The following is a 21,422-nucleotide window of genomic DNA, read 5'->3' as shown; positions in this document are numbered from 1 at the left end:
CTCCGCGTCCTGATGGCGAGCGCTGCCCGGCCCCTCGGGGGTGCCGACGCTGAGTTAAGCCTGGGTTACGCAACGGAACAGCGCAACGTGAAAACGTGCAATTGCACGAAGTTGCACTCCGCCCTGACGAGTCCCGTGCAAGGAGCGGACAAGTGCGTAATGCCGGGTTATCCTCGCGGCACGCCGTGTCCCCCCTACGGAGCCCGTCAACATGCGCAACGAGCAGCAGACCATGCCCGATCCGCTGGAGACGCTGGGCCTGGCCCCCACCCAGACCGCCCTTTACACCGCGGTGCTGCGGCTGCATCGGGCCACCCGCACCGAGCTCGCCGAGGCCATGGACGGTCCGGAGGACAAGGTCGGCCGCCAGCTCGACGACCTAGTCAGGCTCGGCGTGGTGGACGAGCAGTCCGGCGAGTATCTCGCCAGGCATCCGGCGGCCGCGCTCGGCCGGCTGATCGCCGAGCGCCTGGACCGGCTGGCCGAGGAGAGCCGCAGGATCGACTCGGCGCTCGGCTCGATCCGCGGTCTGGTCCGCGACTACGACGCCGGCCGCGACTACCAGAGCGGCCCCTTCCCGGTGGAGCTGGTGAGCGGGGCCGACGTGCTGTACGAGAGCGTCGTGGGCATGGCGGTGCAGGCGCCGCCGATGACGCTGCTGAGCGCCATCCCGGACCAGCGCACGATGATCGACTTCGCCCGCAAGTTCGCCGATCCGTGGATCGACGCGCAGCAACGCAAGCTGCTGCGCGTGCGGGTGGTCATCCCGGTCGGCACCCTGACGCTGCCCGGCGTGCGCGACCAGCTCACCCGCCTGGTCGAGGCCGGCGGCCGGGTGCGCACGCTGGACCGGGTGCCGAGCTGGTTCGTGGCGGCGGGGCCCGACGCGGCCGGCCTGCCGGCGCTGTGGGGCGGCAACCTGCCCGACCACGCCTACAACTTCTACCTGATGCGCACCCCCATCGTGGTCGGCATGCTCCACTCCCTGTTCGACGAGCTGTGGGGGCGCGCCATGCCCCTGCCGTGGCTGCCCCGGGGGCGCGAGGGCGGCGGCATGGTGCAGGTGCTGCGGCTGGCCGCGCAGGGCATGTGCGACGACTCCATAGCCCGCCACCTCGGCGTGTCGGTCCGTACGGTGCGGGCGAGATTCGCCGACGCCATGACCGAGCTGGGCGCCCAATCACGCTTTCACGCAGGTGTGGAGGCCGCGCGACGCGGATGGCTGGGCTAATGGCCACCGCTCGCGCCGCATCGGTCATATGGTGGGAAGGTGCTGGAAGACGTCCCCCGCGACCCGTTCGCGGACGATCCTAACGACCCTTCCTCAGCGATGGGCGAGCTCGACGACGCCGAGCCGCTGACCGCCGCCGAGCGCGATGAGGCGATCACCGACCTGGCCGACGTCGAGGTCTTTCGCTCCCTGCTGGAGCCACAGGGGGTGCTGGGCCTCGTGCTCGACTGCCCGGAATGCGGCGAGCAGCACTTCTTCGACTGGGACCTGCTGCGCGGCAATCTGCGCCAGATGATCGAGCTGGGCCAGCCCCAGGTGCACGAGCCGGCCTTCGAACCGGATCCGGCCGACTACGTCAGCTGGGAGTACGCCAGAGGCTACGTCGACGGCGTCATCGACACCGAGGAGCGCCGCTGATCGAGCACGTCACCGAGGAGGACAGCGAGCACCCGAGCCGCGGAATCTCCGCAGTCGGGCAGCTCTCCCGCGGCGAGCGCGTCGAGCAGCGCGTCGCTCTCTTCCTCTGGCGTCAAGCCGACTCCAGCTCGGCCATCTGCCTCAGCCTGGCGAGCGCCCGATGCTGGGCGACCCTGACGGCTCCTGGTGACATGCCGAGTACATTACCGGTCTCCTCGGCCGACAGTCCCGACACCACCCGCAACAGCAGCAACTCCCGCTGATTCGGCGGCAGGCGGGCGAGCAGCCGGCGTGCGTGCTCCACCTCGATGTAGCGGACCACCGTCTCCTCCGGCCCGGGCCCGTCGTCGGGCCCGTCCGGCAGATCCTGAGTGGGTACGGCCGAGCGTACGGAGCTCCGCAGCGCATCGGCCACCTTGTGCGAGGCGATCCCGAACACGAAGGAGGCGAACGGCCTCCCCATGTCCCTGTATCGCGGCAGCGCGGACAGGACCGCGATGCACACCTCCTGGGCGACGTCATCGGCAATGTGATATTGCCCGGTAACCCTGCCCAGCCTGGCGCGGCAATACCGCACCACCATCGGACGCAACTCGCCGAGCAAGGATTCGATCGCACTGCGATCTCCTTGCACAGCGAGGCTCGTTAGTTCCCTTAGGTCGGAGTCATCCGTCCGTGCCGGAAGTCTCGACGCGAGCCTTACCCCAATTTTGGCGTCGGCGACGCTTCCCTCGCTCACGTTAGGCATGATGCCCGCACTGATCGGGCCTGTCGTCATGGCGAACGGCTACGGATTGGTCACATTGAAGAGACGATAACGGTCAGTAATCGCCCGACAACACTAAGCCTTAATGCCTGGCGACATATTTCACCTGATAACCCGAAATGCACGACATTCGTCAGACGTGGACGCTTAACACCCACTCCAGGTTTACTCAAATAAACATGCATTCTCTCCCCAAGTTCCCCCACAACACAACAACCCAGCGCCACGTGACATACCGCCGCCGCCCCAGCCGGCCAACGAACAGACCCACCGCCCCGCGGCCCCTCGGAACACCGGCGGACCTTGTACGCCCACTCAGCGCCCCTCGGGTGGAGATGAGAACCTCTTCGACGGCGCTTCTCGGGGGAGGAGGAGAGAACCTCTCGGCAGCGCCCCGGCGACGGGCCCTCCACACGAGCCACACCCCGCCCCAGGCACAGGACTCCCCCCGCCAGGGGGACGAGCCCATCGGCGTGGACACGGCCCACACCTCGCCCCGGCGACGGTAAAGCAGGCGCCGTTACGGCGGCCCGCCACGTGCGGGTCAGAGGGCGTCACCCTGGAGGCCCCGAGCCACGGTCGGCGGGCGGTCCAACTTGGCCGTGCCGTAAAGAAAGACAGTCCCCCGACGGCGGGAGAGCCCGTCACTCACGCGAGGCATCCCCACGCGGAGGACTCCACTACCCACACCAGGCGGGACTCCGCCACCCACACCAGGCATCCCCCAACGGGAGATCTCACCGCTCATGCGGAGGGGCGCCGGTGAGGCGGACATCATGGAAAACACGCACGGCCCGCACCAGTGGCCGGAAGACCACGGGTGCGGGCCGTGCGAAAAAGCGTGCCGAAAGGCGATCGACCTAGTGGCCGTGGCCGTGGCCGTGACCCTGGCCGGCGGCGGCAGCCTCTTCCTCGGGCTTGTCCACCACGAGAACCTCGGTGGTGAGCAGCATGCCCGCGATGGAGGCGGCGTTCTGCACGGCGGAGCGGGTGACCTTGACCGGGTCGATGACGCCCTGGGCGAGCAGGTCGCCGTACTCGCCGGTGGCGGCGTTGAGCCCGTTGCCGGCCGACAGCTCGGCGATCTTGTGCGTGACCACGTAGCCCTCGAGGCCGGCGTTCTCGGCGATCCAGCGGGCCGGCTCGGCCAGCGAGCGGCGGACGATGCCGACGCCGGTGGCCTCGTCGCCCGTGAGGCCGAGGTCGTCGAGCTCCTTGGAGACGTGGATCAGCGCGGAGCCGCCGCCGGAGACGATGCCCTCCTCGATCGCGGCGCGCGTCGCGGAGATCGCGTCCTCGAGGCGGTGCTTCTTCTCCTTGAGCTCCACCTCGGTGGCCGCGCCGACGCGCAGCACGCACACGCCGCCGGCGAGCTTGGCCAGGCGCTCCTGGAGCTTCTCGCGGTCCCAGTCGGAGTCGGACTGCTCGATCGCGAGCTTGATCTCCTTGACCCGGTCCTCGATGGCCTTGGCGTCACCGGCGCCGTCGACGATGGTCGTGGCGTCCTTGGTGACGACGATGCGACGAGCGGTGCCGAGCACCTCCAGGCCGACGTTCTCCAGCTTGAGGCCGACCTCTTCGCTGACGACCTGGCCACCGGTGAGGATGGCGATGTCCTGCAGCATGGCCTTGCGGCGGTCGCCGAAGCCCGGAGCCTTGACGGCGACGGAGGTGAAGGTGCCGCGGATCTTGTTGGTGACCAGGACGGCCAGGGCTTCGCCCTCGACGTCCTCGGCGACCACCAGCAGCGGCTTCTTGGTCTGCGCGATCTGCTCCAGCAGCGGCAGGAAGTCCGCGATGGAGGCGATCTTGCCCTGGGTGAGCAGGATGTAGGCGTCCTCCAGGACGGCCTCCATGCGCTCGGGGTCGGTCACCATGTAGGCCGACAGGTAGCCCTTGTCGAACTGGAGACCCTCGGTGAACTCGAGCTCCATGCCCATGGCGTTGGACTCTTCGACGGTGAGCACACCGTCCTTGCCGACCTTGTCGAACGCCTCGGCGATCAGGTCGCCGATCTGCGCGTCCTGCGCGGAGATCGTCGCGACGTTGGCGATCTCCTTCTTGTCCTCGACGGGGCGGGCGCTGGCCAGGAGCTTGTCGCTGACCGCCTTGGCCGCCTTGTCGATGCCACGCTTGAGCGACAGCGGCGAGGCGCCGGCGGCCACGTTGCGCAGGCCCTCGCGGACCATCGCCTGGGCCAGGACGGTCGCGGTGGTGGTGCCGTCGCCCGCGATGTCGTTGGTCTTGGTGGCAACTTCCTTGGCGAGCTGGGCGCCGAGGTTCTCGTAACGCTCCTCCAGCTCGATCTCACGAGCGATGGTCACGCCGTCGTTCGTGATCGTCGGAGCACCGAACTTCTTGTCGATGACGACGTTGCGGCCACGGGGGCCGAGGGTAACCTTTACGGCGTCCGCGAGGGCGTTCACGCCACGCTCGAGTGCGCGGCGAGCGTTCTCGTCGAATTCCAGGATCTTCGCCATTTTGCTGAGAGTCCTCTCCTGGCGTCGAAGGCCCCGGTCGCGCTAAGCGCCCGGGGCCACGACACAACCGGCTTACTTCTCGATGATCGCGAGAACGTCGCGGGCGGAGAGCACGAGGTACTCCTCGCCGCCGTACTTGACCTCGGTGCCGCCGTACTTGCTGTAGAGGACGATGTCGCCCTCACTGACGTCGAGCGGAATCCGCTTGTCGCCGTCCTCGTCCCAGTTGCCAGGGCCTACCGCGAGGACCTTGCCCTCTTGCGGCTTCTCCTTGGCGGTGTCTGGAATGACCAGGCCGGAAGCGGTGGTCTGCTCTGCCTCAAGCGGCTGAACCACAATGCGGTCGCCGAGCGGCTTAACGGGAACCTTGGTGGCGGTCGTCACGATCGGACCTCCCCTTCAGATTTGAATGATCTAGAAGAGGCGACCAGCGGGGCCTGCCGTCGCGGGTGCCAGACCTGCCTCGTCGCACGTTGGCACTCTCAAGGGGAGAGTGCCAACAGGAAACATATGCAAGAGGGGCTTGACAGTCAACACGAACGCGTCTGCTGTGAGCGATCAGGCAGTGATGAGACGTCCCCCGAGGTAGCCCCAGGATGCAGATGCACCTGGAGTCCCAGCCTAGGGCCATCGGCGCGGGGTCTCTCCGGCGGCCGCGCCAGCACGCCGCCGTAAGTGGGAAGAGCTTTCTTTACGGCGCGGCGGGAGCACCACGACCCGCCGTGCCGCGCCCCAGCCGGATGGCGGCCTACCACCTGGCCGGGCGATCGGCCAGGGGCGCTAACGTCGTACACCGTGGACCTGGACGCCTTCCTGGAGCTGTTGACGCCGCGCGGCCTGCGGGCGCTCGGCGAGGCCGAGGAGCTCGCGGGCGCCGACCCGGTGGCCGCCGCCACGAGGATGCGCAGGACCTACGACGCCGGCCTCACCTCGGCCGCGCTCACCCAGGCGGGACTCAGGGAACGGGCCCGGGCCAAGTTCGGCGCGGACGCCGGCCGGATGTACTTCACCCCACACGGGCTGGAGCAGGCGACCCGCGCCGAGGTCGCCGAGCACCGCGCCCGCCGCCTGGCAGCGCGGCCAGGCCTCCGGGTGGCCGATGCGTGCTGCGGCATCGGCGGTGACCTCGTGGCGCTGGCCCGCGCCGGCTGCACCGTGGACGCCGTGGACACCGATCCGCTGACCGTCGCCGTCGCCAGGGCCAACGCCGAGGCGCTCGGCCTCGCCGACCTGGTCACGGTCAGGCGGGCGGACGCCGCCACGGTGCGGCCACAGGACTACGACGTGCTGTTCGCCGACCCGGCGCGGCGCACGTCCAGGGGCAGGACGTTCGACCCCATGGCCTACTCCCCGCCGTGGCCGGTGGTGCTGGACCTGGTGTCCAGGGCGCGGCGGGCCTGCCTCAAGGTCGCCCCCGGGATCCCGTACGAGTTCATCCCCGAGGGCGCCGAGGCCGAGTGGGTCTCGTACAAGGGCGAGGTGAAGGAGGCCACCCTCTGGACCGGCCGGACACCACGGCAGGACGTCGGCGAAGCGGACGCGAGCGGGCCGGCGGGCGGCGGGACGGATGGCGACGGGCGGATCGGCAGGCGGGCCACGCTGCTGCCCGGCCCGCACACTCTCGCCGCCACCGGCGTGCGGGCGTCCACGGGCCCGGTCGGGCGCTACGTGTACGAGCCCGACGGGGCCGCCGTCAGGGCGCATCTCGTCGGCGAGGTGGCCGAGATGGTGCACGGCCGGCTGCCCGATCCGATGATCGCCTACATCTCCGGCGACGAGCCGGTCGACACCCCCTGGGCCGCGCGCTACGAGGTGGACGAGGTGCTGCCGTTCTCGCTCAAGCGGCTCCGCGCCGCACTCCGCGAGCGGCGAATCGGAAATGTCACCATTAAAAAGCGCGGCTCGGCAGTGGACATCGAACGCCTCCGCAGCGACCTCCGACTTTCCGGCGACAAATCCGCCGTAATAATCCTGACCAGGATTATGGACAAGCCGTCGATCCTCATCTGCCACCCACCCCACCTGCATGAATGACAAAGTCGGGCGATCCATCTATAAGCACGACGTTTTCCTTCGCCCCTGACGGACCTTGATCGAAAGGCTAAGGTGGCGGGCGGGAGTTCTCCCCCTATTGCGGTGAGCCGTGTTCTCCTTCTTCCATTTGCAAACCGGACCTATCCCACCGCTACGCGGCAGACCGTCGACGAGCGAAGGAGCCTTTCGGTGGATCATTCGAACCACACCACCCTTTTGCAGGCAGGCGGCCAGACCGCCATCTCCGACAGGATGCGGGAGCTGCTGGCGCGCGCCGCCCAGGATCACGTGTACGAGCAGCGCACGCAGGGAGCCGTCCTCGACGAGATCCGCCAGCGGCTTGAGGGCATGGAGTGGCTCCTTCGCGAGGTGCGCGAGCGCGAGCTCGGCGGCCTCAGCGGCACCCTTGAGACGGTGAGCGGGCGCCTCGACGACATCGCGGCCAAACCGCCGATGTGGGCCGAGGGGCTGGCCCAGCACGTGGAGGCGGTCCGCGACCACGTCGACGCCGTCGGCGAGCAGATCGGCGACGTGGACTCCCGGGTGGAGTCGGTCAACCAGCGCGTGCACCCGGTCCTGGAGCTGCCGAAGCTGCGTGCCGACCTCGGCACCGTGTGCGAGGGCGTCGAGGAGACGCTCAGCCGGCTGCAGTCAGTGCTCGACGTCACCGACGGCATGACCAAGCGGATGGGGGACTTCACCACCAAGCTGGCCCAGGTCAGCGCCGGCATGGAGGTCGCCGCCGGCCGTTTCAACCGGATCGACAAGTCGCTGGCCGAGCTCAACGCCCGCACCGACCGCGTCGAGGGGGTCGTGCTGGATCTGTCGGACGGCTTCGACGAGCGGCTGGCCGCCACCGCCCAGCAGCTCACCACCTCGATAGACCAGGTGAACGTCAAGGTCGACGCCGTCGAGCAGCGTCTCGGCGGCCGGCTGGACGACACCGAGAAGTCCCTCACCTCCAGGCTCGACGACTCCGAGCAGCGCCTCGCAGGCCGTGTGCACGACCTCACCGGCCGCTTCGACGGCGTCGACAGCCGGGCGGACCGGATCGACGGCCGGCTCGTCGCCATCGACTCGCGCCTGGCCAGCGTCGACAGCCGCTTCGAGACCGCCGGGGAGTCGCTGACCGGCATCGGCGCCCGCCTGGAGGACCTCGACGGCAGGGTGGGAGTCGTGGACTCGCGGCTGAACGGGTTCGACACCCGCCTCACGACCGTGGACGGCCGCCTCACCACCGTGCACGGCGAGCTGAGCGGCCACGACGGGCGCTTCGACACGCTCGACGAGCACCTGGTCGCCGCCGACCGCCGCCTGACGGAGGCCGCCGCCCGCGACGACGACCGCTTCAACGACCTCGACACCAACCTGAAGTCGCTCGACGAGCGGCTGGTGGCGGCCGAGGAGCACCTGATCACCCGCGTCGACGGCCTCGACGCCCATCTGACGGGCCTCACCACGCGCTCCGAGCAGGCCGGGGAGACTCTGGAGTCCGTCGGCCGCCACCTGAGCCGGCTCCCCGAGACGCTGGCCATCGACGAGCGCCTCGGCGAGCTGCTCGAGTCTCACCAGGCCGACCAGGTGGAGCGCCTGTCCTCGGCGGCGGCCGCGCTCACCGAGATCGTCAGCTCCCGTCCCGACCGCGAGGAACTGGCCGAGACGGTCTCGGGCATCGTCGAGCCCGCCACGGCCGACCTCAACAAGCGCCTCGGCGCCCTTGAGGAGACCATGCTGGCCCTGGCCGAGGCCCTCCTGCGCCCCACCCGCGGCAAGGAGTGACGACGCCTACACGTGGACGGTCGTGACCGGCAGGGAGGAATCTGCCGGGATCTCCAGCGTGGACGGGGTGACTCCGGCCGCCACCAGGTCGGAACCCAGCGCGGCGACCATGGCGCCGTTGTCGGTGCACAGCCCGGGACGGGGGACGCGCAGCCGTACGCCGGCCGCGTCGCACCGTTCCTGGGCCAGGGCGCGCAGCCGCGAGTTGGCCGCCACGCCGCCGCCGATCAGCAGGTCGCCCACCTCGTACTTGCGGCACGCCTGCAGCGCCTTGCGGGTCAGCACGTCCACCACGGCCTCCTGGAACGAGGCCGCCACGTCGGGCACGTGAATGCGCTCCCCCGCCGACTCGCGGGCCTCCACCCAGCGGGCGACGGCGGTCTTGAGCCCGGAGAAGGAGAAGTCGAGCGTGCCGTCGTCCATCTTGCCCCGGGGGAACGCGATGGCGGTGCCGGAGCCCGAGGTGGCAGCCCTGTCGATGTGCGGACCGCCGGGGAACGGCAGCCCGAGCACCCGTGCCACCTTGTCGAACGCCTCCCCCGCCGCGTCGTCCACGGTCGAGCCGAGCGAGATCACGTCCTCGGCCACATCGGGCACCAGCAGCAGCGAGGAGTGACCGCCGGACACCAGCATGGCGATGCACGGCTTGGGCAGCGGCCCGTGCTCCAGCTGGTCGACGGCGACGTGCGCGGCCAGGTGGTTGACGCCGTAGAGGGGGACGCCGAGGCCGAGCGCGTAGGACTTGGCCGCGGCCACGCCGACCAGCAGCGCTCCGGCCAGCCCCGGCCCGGCGGTCACCGCGATCGCGTCGATGTCGGAGAACTTCAGCCCGGCCGCGGTCAGCGCCGCCTCGACGGTGGGCGTCATCGCCTCCAGGTGGGCTCGCGAGGCCACCTCGGGCACCACGCCGCCGAAGCGGGCGTGCTCGTCCATGCTGGAGGCGATCGTGTTGGCCAGCAGGGTGTGCCCGCGGACGATGCCGATGCCGGTCTCGTCGCAGGACGTCTCGATGCCCAGGACCAGTGGTGCGTCAGCCATCCAGCTTCCTTCTCATCATGATCGCGTCGGTGCCGTCGTCGTAGTAGCGGCGGCGGGTGCCGATCTCCTCGAACCCGAAGTGCGCGTAGACGCCTCTGGCCACCGGGTTGTCCTCCCGCACCTCCAGGAAGATCTCCCGTGCGCCCCTCGTGTGCGCCTCCCGCAGCAGCTCGGTCAGCATGGCGCCGCCGATGCCGGTGCCGCGGTGGGACTCCAGCACGGCGATGGTCTGCACGTCGGCCTGGTCGGCCGCGACGGCGAGCCCGGCGTAGGCGATGATCTCGTCCTCGACGACCGCCACCACGTAGTGCCTGGTGCGTGGCTGGTCGGCGAGCTCGCCCCGCATCATGCCCTCGCTCCACGCGTCGTGCGGGAACGTCGCCCGCTCGATCGCCATGACCGCGGGCAGGTCGGCCCCGGTCATCTGCCGCAGCTTCACGCCGTCACCCTCTTGGGCGCACCCGGCGCCACGGCGTCGGGGCGGCGCAGGTAGATGGGCCGGGGCTGGTCGAGCGGCGTCCCCGCCGCGATGCGCTCGGCCGCGAGCGCGGCCAGGAAGCCCGCGTACGGGTAGGCCGGCGCGTGTGAACGCCCGAATGCCTCCGGGTAGAGCTCCGGCCCCGCGCCGGCCACCGGCAGGCCCTCGACGGGCACGTCGGCGGGCCGATCGACCGAGGGGCCGTCGAGCCTGGTGCGCCGGTCGGCGTAGCGGGCCCAGAACACCTCCTTGCGCCGCGCGTCGGTGGCGACCAGGAACGGCTCTTCCAGACCGCTGCCGTAGGCGACGGCGTCGAGGGTGCAGATGCCGTAGGCCGGCACGCCGAGCGTGGTGGCCAGGCCCTGCGCGGTCATCAGCCCGACACGCAGGCCGGTGTAGGGGCCGGGGCCGCTGCCGGCGACCACGGCTGTGACGTCGCGCAGCGACGCGCCCGCCTCCGCCAGCACGCGCTCGACGGTGGGCACCAGCAGCTCACCGTGGCGCCGGGCGTCGAGCGTGGTGGATTCGGAGAGCACTCGATCCCCGTCGTGGAGCGCGGCGGTGACGGCGGGAGTCGCGGTATCGAAAGCCAGGACCAGCACGACTGAATAGCCTACCCGCAGGGCAGGTCAGGCCCAGCCGGTCCGCTGTTTCAGCCACTCCAGCGCCACCACGCCCTGCGCCCGCTGGAACGCCCGGACCGTCGGCAGCCCAGGCGGGTCCGGCAGCCGGCCGTGCCTGACCAGATAGCCGGTGAAGGCGGCGACCACCTTCGTGACCCGCGGATCGGGGTCGGTGAAGAGCTCGTGCGGCGGCGGGCCGCCCTGCATGCCGACGGACGGCAGCATGGCCACCAGGTCGAACCACGCCGCGCCCACGCAGGCCCACGGCCAGTCCACGACGTGGACGCGGTCCCCGGCGAGCAGGACGTTGTCGGCCCGCACGTCGCCGTGGACGAGCGTGTCGCCCGCCGCCGCCTCGGCCCAGCCCGACTCCAGCCCGGCCAGCTCGTCGAGGTGGCGCAGTGCCCACGGGTCCAGGCCGGCGGTGTCCTCGCCGCGCAGGTCGTGCCAGCCGCGGAAGGAGGGGCCGAACACCTCGGCGATCGGCGGCGCGTCGACCGGGGACGGCGTGAGCTGGGTGGACATCCGCCCGACCGCCTCGATCACCAGGTCCAGCTCGTCGCGGCGCCACGGCATCGCCGGGTGGCGGCCCTCGATGTCCTCGAACGCCAGGACCACCCAGCCGTCGACCTCGAACGTGCTGAGCAGCCGGGGAGCCGGGACCGAGCCGGGAAGGGCCGCGGCGATCCTGGCCTCGGCGCGGTAGATGCGGACGGAGTCGGGGTTCGGCTCCGGGCCGACGGCCTTGACGAAGGCCCGGCTCCCGTTGGCGGCGCGCAGTCGCACGGCCGCCGCCGGGGAGAAGCCGCCCAGCTGTGTGACCGCCTCGGTCACGGGCGCGCCGAGGAGGTCCTCGATCGCGGCGCGCGCGCCAGGGTGCACCTCGGACCAGGGGACTCGGGCGCCGGACGCGGGCGGGTTGGTGTCCACGCTCATGCTCTCCATGATCCCGCGGGGCGCAAGCGCTTTTCAGGCGCGGGAGGCGTACACGATGATGTTGTCGAGATACTCGCCCGCGGCGTGGTCGAACCTGCCGCCGCACGTCACCAGCTTGAGGCCGTCGTCCACGTACACCCGCCTGAGCGGGAAATCGTCCTTGTGGACCTGCTCGACGGCGTCGACCTTGTACCGGACGACCTTGCCGTCGCTGCGCTCGACCTTGACGATCTCGCCCTTGCGCACGTGCCTGAGCTTGTAGAACACGGCGGGGGCGGTCTTGGTGTCGACATGCCCGACGATCACCGAGGCGCCCTTCTCGCCCGGCACGGCGCTGCCGGTGTACCAGCCGGCCACCTTGGGCTTCTCGTAGGGGGGCAGCTCGACCTCGCCGTCCTTGAGCCCGAGCTTCATCAGCGGCGCCTCGACCTCGATCGAGGGGATGTCGATGCTCTTGGGCACGACCGAGGCCGCCGGCTCGGGGGTGGACTGCATGCCCTTGCCGAAGGCGACCAGCAGCAGCCCGGTGACGGCTCCGGCGAGCACCACCCGCCCGGGACGCGCCATCGCTAGGACCGGCTGCGGCGCTTGACCGCCACCCCGATCCCGACGACCATCGCCAGGCCGAGCGCCAGGCCCACGCCGCCGAGCGGGATCGAGGAGCCCTCGTCGACGTCCTTGCCGAAGGTGCCGCCGCCGCCTGCCCTGGGCGCCCTGGTGGGCACGTCGCTGGGCAGCGGCTCGGCCCTGGTGACCCTCAGGGTCGCCTTGCCGATGTGGTTGGTGCCGTCGCACTTGACGTCCACGGCGTACGAGCCGCGCCTGACGGTGCCGGAGACCTGGGCCTGGCCGCGCACCCAGGGGCCGGTGGGCGAGCCGGTGGCGGTCGGGGTGGACGTCGCCGACGTGGCGGGGGTGAGCGCGACGCCGGCGATGAAGGCTCTGGAGGTGGCGGTGCCGGTGAGGGCGGGGCCGCCGGAGGGCTCGGGGCAGTTGGCCAGGATCCACACGGTCGAGGTCTCACCGGCGGTGACGCTGTCGGGGTTGAGCTGGACCGAGATGGCCTGCCGGGTGACGGTCGGCCGCGCCGTGGCCGTGGTGGTCGCCGTGGTGGTGGCCGTCGCCGTGGCGGTGGCCGTGGTGGTCGCCGTGGTGGTGGCCGTCCCTGTCGGCGTCTGGGAGGCTGTCGGTGGTGTCTGTGCCTCTGCTGTACATCCGACGAGACCGATCATGACGATGGCTCCCGCGTACGCGACTCGCCTGACCCTGAGCACCGCCGCACCCCACTCCGCCGTCTTTCACCAAGCATCCATCAAATCTGTGGATGCCGCCCCTCCTGATACCCAGAATTTCTGGGCCAACCCTTACCAATGATCATGTTTCATGGCATCGGCGAGTTACGTCAAGGGTGACAGGGTGACAGGGTGATGACCGCAGTTTTACTCTTCTGCCGTTTCAGACGGCGTGTCGCCCAGATTCACGCCGGACCATCGGGGACCGACGCCTCGCAGCGTCACCGTCCGCGCCTCGTCGCCGGCCTCGCGGTCGATGTGGATTTCCAGCCGCTCTTCGGACAGGCCCTCGACCAGACCCTCGCCCCACTCGACCACGGTCACCGAATCCTCCAGCGAGGCGTCGAGGTCGAGATCGTCCACCTCCAGGTCGCCGCCGAGCCGGTAGGCGTCGACGTGGACGAGCGGGGGGCCGCCGCACAGCGACGGATGCACCCTGGCGATCACGAAGGTGGGCGAGGTGATCGGGCCGCGCACCTTGAGCCCCTCGCCGACGCCCTGCACGAGCGTGGTCTTGCCGGCTCCGAGCGGTCCGGACAGGACCAGCAGGTCGCCCGGCCTGAGCAGGCCCGCCAGGCGGGTGCCGTAGGCGCGCATCTCCTCGGCGGTGGGCAGGTGCTCGGCCACTACAGGCCCACCCGCTTGATCAGGTCGCGCAACGCGTCGTTGACCATCCCCGGGCGCTCCAGCTGGATCAGGTGGGAGGTGTCGGGCACCTCGGTGAGCTGCGCCTTGGGCAGCGCCTCGGCCATCGCCCTGCTGTGCTCGGGCGGTGTCAGCCAGTCCTTGTCGCCCACCACGATGGCCGTCGGCACCGGGTCGAGCACGTGCAGCGCCGACAGCTTGTCGTGGTTCATCAGCGCCGGGTAGAAGTCGGCGACCACCTCGGTCGGCGTCGCTCTGATCATCGACTCGGCGAAGTCGACCAGGGTCGGGCTGATGTTGCGCGAGTCGCCGAAGCCCATGTGGCGGGTGATCAGGAAGGCGATGTCGCTGCCCACGTGGCGGGTGCGGTCGACCAGCGCACCCCTGCGGCCCAGCATCGACACCGTCGCCGGGGCCAGCTTGTGCACGACCTTCGAGGCCAGCGCCGGCAGTCCGAGGGTCAGCTCGGCCAGCTTGCCGGCCGAGGTCGCGATGAGCGCGACGCCGCGGATCTTGTCGCCGAACAGCTCGGGATGGCGGTCGGCGAGCGCCATGACGGTCATGCCGCCCATGGAGTGGCCGACGAGCACGCACGGCCCCGGCACGAACTGCTCGATCACCTCGGCCAGGTCTTCGCCGAGCCGGTCGATCGTGCTGTCGTCGGCCGCGCCGCGCTGCGAGCGGCCGTGGGAGCGCTGGTCCCACAGCACCATGCGGTAGTTGTCGCGCAGGTCCCTGCGCTGGTAGTGCCAGGACTCCAGGTTGAGGCAGTAGCCGTGGCAGAAGACGATCGTGAGCGGCGCGTCGTCGGGGCCGTCCACCTCGATGTGCAGGGCCTTGCCGTCGGAGGTGGTCAGCGTGTGCTCGCTGCCGCCCAGCTCGCCGAACGGCTCGTTCGCCTCCAGGTCGGGCCGCAGCCTGATCCTGCCCACCGCGTAGCGCTTGGCCAGCGCCGCCGCCGCCACTCCGGCGGAGGCGGCACCGACGATCGCGCCGGCGATCCCTACCTTGCGGCGTGTTGTGGTCGTCATGTCCCCCATCCTTCGTAAACCCGCGGCACCCGCGATCCGATCCTGGTCACGATCTCATGCGTGATCGTGCCGAGGGTATCGGCCCACTCCTGAGCGGTCGGCTCGCCCTGCGTGCCCGGTCCGAACAGGATGACCTCGTCGCCTGCGCGCAGTGGGTCGTCCCCCATGTCGATCATGAACTGGTCCATGCAGACCCGGCCCGTCACCGGCCTGCGGCGGCCGCCCGCCAGCACCTCGGCCCGCCCCGTCGCGTGCCTGAGAATGCCGTCCGCGTACCCGAGCGGAACGAGACCAAGCGTGGTTTCGCGATCTGTGACATGAAGGTGCCCATAGGACACGCCCGCGCCCTCGGGGATCCGCTTGGCCAGTGCGATCCGCGCCGCGAGGGTCATCGCCGGCCTGAGTCCGAAGTCGCCCAGCTCGGGAATCGGGCTGAGCCCGTAGGCGGCGATGCCGCACCTGACGAGGTCGTAGCGGGTCCTGGGCAGGCTCACGGTCGCGGCGGAGTTGGCCAGGTGCCTGATCACGTGGGATCCGGCCGCCCCGGCCTGCTCTGCCAGCTTCAGTGCCGTCTCGAACATGTCGATCTGCGAGTCGATCGACGGGTGCCCGGGGATGTCGGCGCAGGCGAAATGGGACCAGATGCCGGCGATCTCGACGGCCCCTTCGGCCTGCAGTTCCAGCGCCCGGCGCAGCAGGCCGGGCCAGGTGGCGAGCGGTGCGCCGCCCCTGCTCATGCCGGTGTCGGCCTCCAGGTGCGTGCGGGCGGTGCGCCCGGTGCGCCGCGCGGCGGCGGCGATCTCGTCGAGCAGCCGCTCGTCGGCGGCCGACAGCTCGATGTCCGCCTGGAGCGCCTCGTCGAGCGGCTCCTGCGGGGTGATGAGCCATGACAGCACCGGCGCGGTGATCCCGCTCGCGCGCAGCTCCAGGGCCTCCCTGATGAAGGCGGTGCCGAGCATGCCCGCGCCGCCGCTCAGCACGGCCTCGGACGCCGGCACCAGCCCGTGCCCGTAGGCGTCGGCCTTGACGGCGGCCATCAGCTCGGCGCCTCCGGCATGCTCCTTGAGCAGCGCCACGTTGTGCCTGATCGCGGCCAGGTCGACCCGCGCCTGCGCGGGCGTCGCCATCGGGTAGTCCATACCTACCAGTCTGTCAGCTCACTCAGATGGTCGAGCGCGATTTCGCCGCTCAGCGCCCGGATGGCAGCGGGGATCGCCTCGGCCACCTCGGCCGCGGTGAGCGGGGCGCCACTGGCCGCGATCCGCCCGGCCAGCCCGTGCAGGTAGGCGCCGCACGATCCGGCGTCGTAGCAGCTCAGCCCCTGGGCGAGCAGCGAGCCCGCGACCCCGGACAGCACGTCTCCGGTGCCGCCCGCCGCCAGCCACGCGGTGCCGGTCCCGTTGACCCGCACCGGCCTGCCCTCCTCGGCCACGACCGTGGTGGACCCCTTGAGCAGCACGGTGACGCCGAGCTCCGCCGCGGCCCCGCGGGCGTGCTCCAGCCTGCCCGCCTCGATCTCCTCGCGCCCGGCTCCGGTCAGCCGCGCCAGCTCGCCCGCGTGCGGGGTGATCAGGACCGGGCTGGTACGGCGCAGCAGCGCGGGATCCTTGGCCACCAGGTTGAGGCCGTCGGCGTCGACCAGGACGGGCACGTCCGTGGCCAGCACCCGGGCGACCAGCTCGCGGGCCCAGCGGCCGGTGCCGAGCCCGGGGCCCAGCACCCACGCCTGCACGCGGCCGACCCCGTCGATCGACGGCTCGTCCAGCTCGGTGATGACCGCCTCGGGCCAGCGCGCCCGCACCTGCGCCGCGGGACGGCCCGGACCGGCGTAACGCACCATGCCCGCCCCGGCGCGCAACGCGCCGCCCACGGAGAGCACGGCGGCACCGGTGTACTGATCGCTGCCGGCGGCGATGCCCACCACGCCCCTGCGGTACTTGTCCGACTCGCCGCCCGGCCGGGGCAGCCGCGCGGCGACGCCGGCCCTGGTCAGCGCGGTGACGTCCGGCTCGGGCAGGTGAGGCGCGAGCCCGATGTCCACCAGCTCGACCGTGCCCGCGAAGGCGGCGCCGGGATCGACGAGCAGGCCGGTCTTGCGCGCCCCCATCGTCACGGTGAGCTGAGCCCGCACCGCCGCGCCCGCCACCCGCCCGGTGCCTGCGTCGACTCCGCTGGGCACGTCCACGGCGACCACCGGGCCCGGCGCGGCGTTGGCGGCCTCGGCGAGCCGGGCGTGGGGCTCGCGCAGCGCGCCGGACGCGCCGATCCCGACCAGCCCGTCGACGACGAGGTCGGCGGTGGCGAGGGCGTCCTGGCCGGCGACCAGCCCGCCGGCGTCCTTGAGCGCGCGCAGCCCAGCCTGGTGCGTCTTCGACCCGGCGAGCACGGCCTCGACCCTGGCCCCGCGCCGGGCCAGCAGGGCTCCCGCGTAGAGGGCGTCGCCGCCGTTGTCGCCGCTGCCGACGAGGAGGACGACGCGGCTGCCGTACACCTTCCCGAGCAGGGCGGCGCAGGCGGCGGCGAGCCCGGAGGCGGCGCGTTGCATCAGCGTGCCCTCGGGCAGGCGTGCCATCAGCGCCTGTTCGGCGGCCCTGATCTGGTCGGCGGAGTAGGCGGTGAGCATCTTCGTCACGCTATCCCTCGGCGATCACGTAGGCCATCGCGACGCCGCCGTCATGGCTGAGTGAGACGTGCCACCGCTTCACCCCGAGCTCGTAGGCGACCTCGGCGACCTTGCCGGTGACGCGCAGCTCAGGCTTTCCGCTCTCGTCGCAGCGCACCTCGGCCTCCAGGTGCCCGAGCCCCTTCGGCGCGCCCAGGGCCTTGGCGACGGCCTCCTTGGCGGCGAACCTGGCGGCCAGCGAGTGCGTCGCGAGTGGCCGCTCGATCTCGGTGAACAGCCTCTCGCGCAGAGCCGGCGTCCGCTCCAGCGCGGCCCGGAACCGCGCGATGTCGACGACGTCCACGCCGATGCCCAGGATCATCTTCCCAGGCTAACCAGCTAGAAGGCGCCTCGCTGCCAGGGTCCCCAGATGGCGAAGGACCTGCCCTGCCGGGACTGGATGTTCACGTAGAGGGTGTGGCCGCCGGGGCCGAAGGTGGAGCCGGCGAACTCCGCTCCCGCGTCGCCCGGCAGCGGGGCCAGGCGGCAGAAGTCGAAGATGTCGCCGGAGCGCGTGAGTCCGCGCAGGTAGTTGTCGCCGTCGCCGTCCTCGCACAGCACCAGCGTCCCGCGGGCGCTGACGGTCACGTTGTCCGGCAGGTCCAGCGTGGCCGCGCGGGGCGACTGGTAGGCGAGCTTGAGCCGGCCGCTCCACGTCTCGTACGCCCACACCTGACCCCGGCCCTTGCCGAACCCGTCGGGCGCCGTTTCCCCTGACGCGGTGTCCCCGCCCTGGGTGGAGACGAAGTAGACGGTGCCCTGGTGATAGACGGCGCCTTCGAGCCTGGAGAAGATCGCGCCGCCCGCGGCCCGGCCCTGCTTGCCGACCGCCTGCACGGCCTCGTCGTTCGACGGCCTGCCGGTGAAGGACGGGTCGGGCTCGTCGATGTCCACCCATTCGGTGGCGAAGGCCGTGCCCACCGGATGGCCCACGGACAGGTCGGCGCGCTGCCTGCCCTTGACGGCCAGCATCTGGAGCTTGCCGCCGTCGAGCAGGCGTCCCGCCTTCATGGGGTGCTTCGGCGGGACGTAGCGGTAGAAACCAGAGGGGAAGGCGAAGTTGTCCTCGGTCAGGTAGAGGGTGCCCGTCGCCGGGTCGAAGGCCACGGACTCGTGCGCGAACCTGCCGGCGGACCTGATCGGCTTGGCGTTCGAGGCGCCCTTGAGCGGCACCTCGAAGATGTAGCCGTGCTTCTTGGTGAGCTTGGAGTTGTCGCCGCCGGAGAAGTCGTCGCCCACGTCGGGCCCGTTGACGGTCTCCTCGCAGCTCACCCAGGCGCCCCACGGCATGGGACCGCCCGAGCAGTTCATCATGGTCCCGTTCAGCGACGGCCGGCTCTTGATCACTTCGCCGTGGCGGCTCACCTGCAGCGTCGCGGTGCCGCCTCCGGCCATGGGGTCGTAGGCCCTGCCCTTGTCGCCGAACGCCCCGACCGGGCCGTTGACCTCGTGGTTGCGCACCAGGATCACGCTGCCGCGCGGCCCGGCGAACGCGGCCATCCCGTCGTGGCGTCCCGGGACGGCGCTGCCGTCGGAGAACTTCTCGCCCGCCGCGTTGAACGACCTGTACCTGAATCCCTCCGGCAGGTGCAGCCGGACCTCGCCGTCACGCTGGTCCCGCACCGGCAGCAGCCGCCCGTATCCGGGCACCGGCCTGGCGCCTCCCCGCGCTCCCGCGCAGGCGACCCCCGCGAACGGCCCGGCGACTCCGGCGGCCACCACGGCCGCGCGGGTGAGAAAGCGACGACGGTCCACGTGACCTCCAGGGGGCGCTGCCTACCGGAACAGTATCCGCAGTCATCCCGGCATACCGACGATTCGGGCAGACGCCCCCTGTTCCCCGAACTGAGTATCGGTAATCCCCCGTTTTTGTCCACAGCCTGTGGATATCTCCGTCCACCCCCGCCCGGCGCCCGGTTTGGGACCCGTCGCTACGCTGCCAAGGTGAACAACGGCTACGTTGAACTGAGCAGGGAGCAGTGGAGCGAACTCCGCAAGAACACGCCCTTGACTCTCACGGCGGAAGAGCTCGAAGAGCTGCGAGGCGTCGACGACCCCATCGACCTCACCGAGGTCACCGACATCTACCTGCCGCTGACGCGGCTGCTGAACCTGCACTTCACCGGTTCCAAGCAGCGCAGCAGCGTGCTCAGCGCGTTCCTCGGCCATCCCGAGCAGCGCGTTCCGTACATTCTGGGCATCGCGGGCAGCGTCGCGGTCGGCAAGTCCACGACCGCGCGACTGCTGCACACCCTGCTGGCCAGGTGGCCCGAGCATCCGCACGTGGAGCTGATCACGACCGACAGCTTCCTCTACCCCAACGCGGTGCTGGAGTCCAAGGGGATCATGCACCGGAAGGGCTTCCCGGAGAGCTATGACCGCAGGGCGCTGGTGAGGTTCGTGGCCGAGGCGAAGGCGGGCGCGCCCGAGGTGCGGGCGCCGGTCTACAGTCACCTCGAGTACGACATCGTCCCCGGCGCAGCACAGATCGTGAAAAGTCCGGACATTTTGATCATCGAAGGGCTCAACGTCCTCCAGCCGGCCCCGCCCACCTCGCTGGCGGTCAACGACTACTTCGACTTCTCGATCTACGTGGACGCCAAGGTCGAGAACATCCGCAACTGGTACGTGGACCGCTTCCACAAGCTCCGCCGCACCGCGTTCGAGGACCCCAAGTCCTACTTCCGCCACATCGCCGAGCTGTCCTACGAAGAGGCGACCGCCTTCGCGGTCAACATCTGGCGCGACATCAACGAGCGCAACCTGATCGACAACATCGCCCCCACCCGCGGCCGCGCCGCCCTCGTCATGCACAAGGGCTCCGACCACTCCGTCAGGCGGGTACGGCTTCGCCGAACCTGAAAACCTCTTCGAACAGGTAGGTCGCGAACCTGCCGGCACACCCCTGATCGTCGATGCCGGCGAACCAGCAGTCCTCACCGTCATCGTGGCACCTGTACATCTGCATGAACGGCAGCTTCACGGACCAGAGTCAATGAAGATTCAACGTCCGATCGACGGCCCCGTTCGGTGACAATGACCGGATGCTCCATCTGCGACTGATCAGCCCGAGCGACCGCACCGGCGAGGTGCTGGCGGTGCTGGACACCTGCCCAGGAGTCACCAACATCGCCGTCCTCGCCGGCGCGGCCCGCGAGCCACAGGGCGACCTGATCCTCTGCGACATCGCCAGGGAGTCGGCCAACGACGTCCTGGCGCGGCTCGAGTGGCTGGCGGAAGTGGGCTCGATCGCCGCCCAGGAGCTCGACCTGGCGCTGTCCAGGGTCGCGGAGAAGGCCGAGGAGGAGGTCTCCGGCGAGCCGGACGACGCGGTGGTCTGGGCGGAGCTCGCGCAGGACGCGCAGGCCGATTCCCGCGTCAGCTGGGCGTACCTGGTGTTCATGACGATCGCCACGCTGCTCGCCGGCATCGGCGTGTTGCAGAACTCGACCATCCTGACCATCGGCGGGATGGTGCTCGGCCCGGAGTTCGGCGCGGTCTCGGCCGTCTGCTTCGGCCTGCTGTTCGGCCCGCGGCACCTGGTCGTCGGCGCGATCAGGACCCTGGTCGTGGGATTCGCCCTGGCGATCGCGGTGACGTTCGCCGTCGCGCTGATCATGTACCGGCTCGGCTGGATCACCACCGCGAACCTGCGGACCCACGGTGAGCTGTCCTTCATCGTCACGCCCGACCGCTGGTCGTTCATCGTCGCCCTGCTGGCGGGCGTGGCGGGGGTGCTGTCGATCACGGCGGGCAAGTCCTCCGCCCTGATCGGGGTGTTCATCTCGGTCACCACGGTCCCCGCGGCCGGCTACGCCGGCGTCGCGCTGGCGCTCGGTGTGTGGCCACAGGTCGCGGGCGGTGTCTCCCAGCTCTTCCTGAACATCGCGGGGATGGTCATCTCCGGCACCCTCACCCTGTGGGTCCAGCGCAGATTCTGGCCTCAGGTAGGACACCGTTCATCCCTTTGACCGAGGCCGTGCCCACGTCCCTGCGGGTAGGGTCCGGGC

At 70.7% G+C, this 21,422-nt stretch carries 23 protein-coding genes; 6 read left to right on the top strand and 17 right to left on the bottom strand.

Features of this window, described 5'->3' with window-relative positions; all coding sequences use genetic code 11:
- The first annotated feature begins 211 nt into the window (after nucleotides 1-211).
- Both V5E28_RS33550 and V5E28_RS33545 read left to right on the top strand, forming a co-directional pair.
- On the top strand, nucleotides 212-1,231 hold the full coding sequence (locus V5E28_RS33550; RefSeq protein ID WP_336212960.1) for a helix-turn-helix transcriptional regulator: 1,020 nt from the start codon (nucleotides 212-214) through the stop codon (nucleotides 1,229-1,231).
- A gap of 39 nt (nucleotides 1,232-1,270) precedes the next feature.
- Complete coding sequence (locus V5E28_RS33545; RefSeq protein WP_336212958.1) at nucleotides 1,271-1,648, top strand: DUF5319 domain-containing protein; 378 nt, start codon at nucleotides 1,271-1,273, stop codon at nucleotides 1,646-1,648.
- On the opposite strand, the gene V5E28_RS33540 is transcribed toward V5E28_RS33545, so the two are convergent.
- The 4 genes from V5E28_RS33540 to groES all read right to left on the bottom strand — a co-directional run bounded on the left by V5E28_RS33540 (nucleotide 1,609) and on the right by groES (nucleotide 5,278).
- On the bottom strand, nucleotides 1,609-1,764 hold the full coding sequence (locus V5E28_RS33540; RefSeq protein WP_336212957.1) for a hypothetical protein: 156 nt from the start codon (nucleotides 1,762-1,764) through the stop codon (nucleotides 1,609-1,611). The two genes, V5E28_RS33545 and V5E28_RS33540, sit on opposite strands and share 40 nt — an antisense overlap.
- Nucleotides 1,761-2,396, bottom strand: a complete 636-nt coding sequence (locus V5E28_RS33535) for a sigma-70 family RNA polymerase sigma factor (protein WP_189141441.1) — start codon at nucleotides 2,394-2,396, stop codon at nucleotides 1,761-1,763. Before V5E28_RS33535 ends, V5E28_RS33540 begins: the two co-directional genes overlap by 4 nt.
- An 878-nt stretch (nucleotides 2,397-3,274) precedes the next feature.
- Nucleotides 3,275-4,894, bottom strand: a complete 1,620-nt coding sequence (gene groL / locus V5E28_RS33530) for a chaperonin GroEL (protein WP_336212955.1) — start codon at nucleotides 4,892-4,894, stop codon at nucleotides 3,275-3,277.
- Between the two features lie 72 nt (nucleotides 4,895-4,966).
- Nucleotides 4,967-5,278 (bottom strand): co-chaperone GroES, encoded by a 312-nt coding sequence (groES, locus tag V5E28_RS33525; RefSeq protein ID WP_043623565.1) that lies wholly within the window; start codon nucleotides 5,276-5,278, stop codon nucleotides 4,967-4,969.
- Nucleotides 5,279-5,689: 411 nt separating this feature from the next.
- Between groES and V5E28_RS33520 the strand changes: the two genes are divergently transcribed.
- Nucleotides 5,690-6,928 carry a class I SAM-dependent methyltransferase gene (locus V5E28_RS33520; protein WP_336212954.1) on the top strand — a complete coding sequence of 413 codons (1,239 nt, stop codon included), beginning with the start codon at nucleotides 5,690-5,692 and terminating at the stop codon, nucleotides 6,926-6,928.
- 189 nt (nucleotides 6,929-7,117) lie between these two features.
- Entirely contained in the window at nucleotides 7,118-8,707 is a 1,590-nt protein-coding gene (locus V5E28_RS33515) for a hypothetical protein (RefSeq protein ID WP_336212953.1), read from the top strand.
- Nucleotides 8,708-8,713: 6 nt separating this feature from the next.
- Here the strand turns inward: V5E28_RS33515 and tsaD are convergent, their stop codons facing one another.
- The 12 genes from tsaD to V5E28_RS33455 all read right to left on the bottom strand — a co-directional run bounded on the left by tsaD (nucleotide 8,714) and on the right by V5E28_RS33455 (nucleotide 19,167).
- The gene (gene tsaD, locus V5E28_RS33510) at nucleotides 8,714-9,745 is read right to left on the bottom strand and encodes a tRNA (adenosine(37)-N6)-threonylcarbamoyltransferase complex transferase subunit TsaD (protein ID WP_336212952.1); all 1,032 of its coding nucleotides are present in this window, start codon (nucleotides 9,743-9,745) and stop codon (nucleotides 8,714-8,716) included.
- A complete protein-coding gene (gene rimI, locus V5E28_RS33505; RefSeq protein ID WP_336213086.1) occupies nucleotides 9,738-10,169 on the bottom strand; it encodes a ribosomal protein S18-alanine N-acetyltransferase in 432 nt (143 codons plus the stop codon). The genes tsaD and rimI overlap by 8 nt, the downstream gene beginning before the upstream one ends.
- Nucleotides 10,170-10,180: 11 nt before the next feature.
- Complete coding sequence (gene tsaB, locus V5E28_RS33500; RefSeq protein ID WP_336212949.1) at nucleotides 10,181-10,825, bottom strand: tRNA (adenosine(37)-N6)-threonylcarbamoyltransferase complex dimerization subunit type 1 TsaB; 645 nt, start codon at nucleotides 10,823-10,825, stop codon at nucleotides 10,181-10,183.
- Nucleotides 10,826-10,852: 27 nt separating this feature from the next.
- Nucleotides 10,853-11,782, bottom strand: coding sequence for an aminoglycoside phosphotransferase family protein (locus V5E28_RS33495; RefSeq protein ID WP_336212947.1), 930 nt, complete (start codon nucleotides 11,780-11,782; stop codon nucleotides 10,853-10,855).
- Between the two features lie 33 nt (nucleotides 11,783-11,815).
- Nucleotides 11,816-12,349: a class F sortase gene (locus V5E28_RS33490; protein ID WP_336212946.1), complete on the bottom strand. Its 534-nt coding sequence runs from the start codon at nucleotides 12,347-12,349 to the stop codon at nucleotides 11,816-11,818.
- Between the two features lie 2 nt (nucleotides 12,350-12,351).
- Nucleotides 12,352-13,014, bottom strand: coding sequence for a hypothetical protein (locus V5E28_RS33485; protein ID WP_336212945.1), 663 nt, complete (start codon nucleotides 13,012-13,014; stop codon nucleotides 12,352-12,354).
- Nucleotides 13,015-13,221: 207 nt separating this feature from the next.
- Complete coding sequence (gene tsaE / locus V5E28_RS33480; protein WP_336212943.1) at nucleotides 13,222-13,701, bottom strand: tRNA (adenosine(37)-N6)-threonylcarbamoyltransferase complex ATPase subunit type 1 TsaE; 480 nt, start codon at nucleotides 13,699-13,701, stop codon at nucleotides 13,222-13,224.
- Nucleotides 13,701-14,750 (bottom strand): alpha/beta fold hydrolase, encoded by a 1,050-nt coding sequence (locus tag V5E28_RS33475; protein WP_336212942.1) that lies wholly within the window; start codon nucleotides 14,748-14,750, stop codon nucleotides 13,701-13,703. The genes tsaE and V5E28_RS33475 overlap by 1 nt, the downstream gene beginning before the upstream one ends.
- The gene (alr, locus tag V5E28_RS33470; RefSeq protein WP_336213084.1) at nucleotides 14,747-15,877 is read right to left on the bottom strand and encodes an alanine racemase; all 1,131 of its coding nucleotides are present in this window, start codon (nucleotides 15,875-15,877) and stop codon (nucleotides 14,747-14,749) included. Before alr ends, V5E28_RS33475 begins: the two co-directional genes overlap by 4 nt.
- A gap of 14 nt (nucleotides 15,878-15,891) precedes the next feature.
- On the bottom strand, nucleotides 15,892-17,373 hold the full coding sequence (locus tag V5E28_RS33465) for an NAD(P)H-hydrate dehydratase (protein WP_336213083.1): 1,482 nt from the start codon (nucleotides 17,371-17,373) through the stop codon (nucleotides 15,892-15,894).
- A 10-nt stretch (nucleotides 17,374-17,383) separates the two neighbouring features.
- Nucleotides 17,384-17,734, bottom strand: a complete 351-nt coding sequence (locus V5E28_RS33460) for a holo-ACP synthase (protein ID WP_336212941.1) — start codon at nucleotides 17,732-17,734, stop codon at nucleotides 17,384-17,386.
- 17 nt (nucleotides 17,735-17,751) lie between these two features.
- On the bottom strand, nucleotides 17,752-19,167 hold the full coding sequence (locus V5E28_RS33455; RefSeq protein ID WP_336212939.1) for a PhoX family protein: 1,416 nt from the start codon (nucleotides 19,165-19,167) through the stop codon (nucleotides 17,752-17,754).
- A 189-nt stretch (nucleotides 19,168-19,356) separates the two neighbouring features.
- Here V5E28_RS33455 and coaA point away from each other — a divergent pair, with 189 nt between their 5' ends.
- Nucleotides 19,357-20,274, top strand: a complete 918-nt coding sequence (gene coaA, locus V5E28_RS33450; RefSeq protein ID WP_336212937.1) for a type I pantothenate kinase — start codon at nucleotides 19,357-19,359, stop codon at nucleotides 20,272-20,274.
- Here the strand turns inward: coaA and V5E28_RS33445 are convergent.
- The gene (locus V5E28_RS33445; protein ID WP_336212936.1) at nucleotides 20,246-20,395 is read right to left on the bottom strand and encodes a hypothetical protein; all 150 of its coding nucleotides are present in this window, start codon (nucleotides 20,393-20,395) and stop codon (nucleotides 20,246-20,248) included. The two genes, coaA and V5E28_RS33445, sit on opposite strands and share 29 nt — an antisense overlap.
- A gap of 61 nt (nucleotides 20,396-20,456) precedes the next feature.
- Between V5E28_RS33445 and V5E28_RS33440 the strand changes: the two genes are divergently transcribed.
- Nucleotides 20,457-21,383 carry a DUF389 domain-containing protein gene (locus V5E28_RS33440; RefSeq protein ID WP_336212935.1) on the top strand — a complete coding sequence of 309 codons (927 nt, stop codon included), beginning with the start codon at nucleotides 20,457-20,459 and terminating at the stop codon, nucleotides 21,381-21,383.
- Nucleotides 21,384-21,422: the final 39 nt, after the last annotated feature.

It is taken from the genome of Nonomuraea sp. LPB2021202275-12-8 (genome assembly GCF_037044575.1).
In the GTDB taxonomy this organism is placed as follows: domain Bacteria; phylum Actinomycetota; class Actinomycetes; order Streptosporangiales; family Streptosporangiaceae; genus Nonomuraea.
The sequence above is the reverse complement of the archived record's forward strand: the minus strand, read 5'-3'. Positions and strand labels throughout refer to the sequence as shown.

Excerpts from the sequence above, each read along its gene's own strand:
- V5E28_RS33535 (WP_189141441.1), bottom strand. The coding sequence starts at position 2,396 with ATGCCTAACGTGAGCGAGGGAAGCGTCGCCGACGCCAAAATTGGGGTA.
- groL (WP_336212955.1), bottom strand. The coding sequence starts at position 4,894 with ATGGCGAAGATCCTGGAATTCGACGAGAACGCTCGCCGCGCACTCGAG.
- V5E28_RS33485 (WP_336212945.1), bottom strand. The coding sequence starts at position 13,014 with ATGATCGGTCTCGTCGGATGTACAGCAGAGGCACAGACACCACCGACA.
- V5E28_RS33440 (WP_336212935.1), top strand. The coding sequence starts at position 20,457 with ATGCTCCATCTGCGACTGATCAGCCCGAGCGACCGCACCGGCGAGGTG.
- alr (WP_336213084.1), bottom strand. The coding sequence starts at position 15,877 with ATGGCGACGCCCGCGCAGGCGCGGGTCGACCTGGCCGCGATCAGGCAC.
- V5E28_RS33460 (WP_336212941.1), bottom strand. The coding sequence starts at position 17,734 with ATGATCCTGGGCATCGGCGTGGACGTCGTCGACATCGCGCGGTTCCGG.
- tsaD (WP_336212952.1), bottom strand. The coding sequence starts at position 9,745 with ATGGCTGACGCACCACTGGTCCTGGGCATCGAGACGTCCTGCGACGAG.
- V5E28_RS33495 (WP_336212947.1), bottom strand. The coding sequence starts at position 11,782 with ATGAGCGTGGACACCAACCCGCCCGCGTCCGGCGCCCGAGTCCCCTGG.
- V5E28_RS33475 (WP_336212942.1), bottom strand. The coding sequence starts at position 14,750 with ATGACGACCACAACACGCCGCAAGGTAGGGATCGCCGGCGCGATCGTC.
- rimI (WP_336213086.1), bottom strand. The coding sequence starts at position 10,169 with ATGACCGGGGCCGACCTGCCCGCGGTCATGGCGATCGAGCGGGCGACG.
- V5E28_RS33550 (WP_336212960.1), top strand. The coding sequence starts at position 212 with ATGCGCAACGAGCAGCAGACCATGCCCGATCCGCTGGAGACGCTGGGC.
- V5E28_RS33465 (WP_336213083.1), bottom strand. The coding sequence starts at position 17,373 with ATGCTCACCGCCTACTCCGCCGACCAGATCAGGGCCGCCGAACAGGCG.
- V5E28_RS33490 (WP_336212946.1), bottom strand. The coding sequence starts at position 12,349 with ATGGCGCGTCCCGGGCGGGTGGTGCTCGCCGGAGCCGTCACCGGGCTG.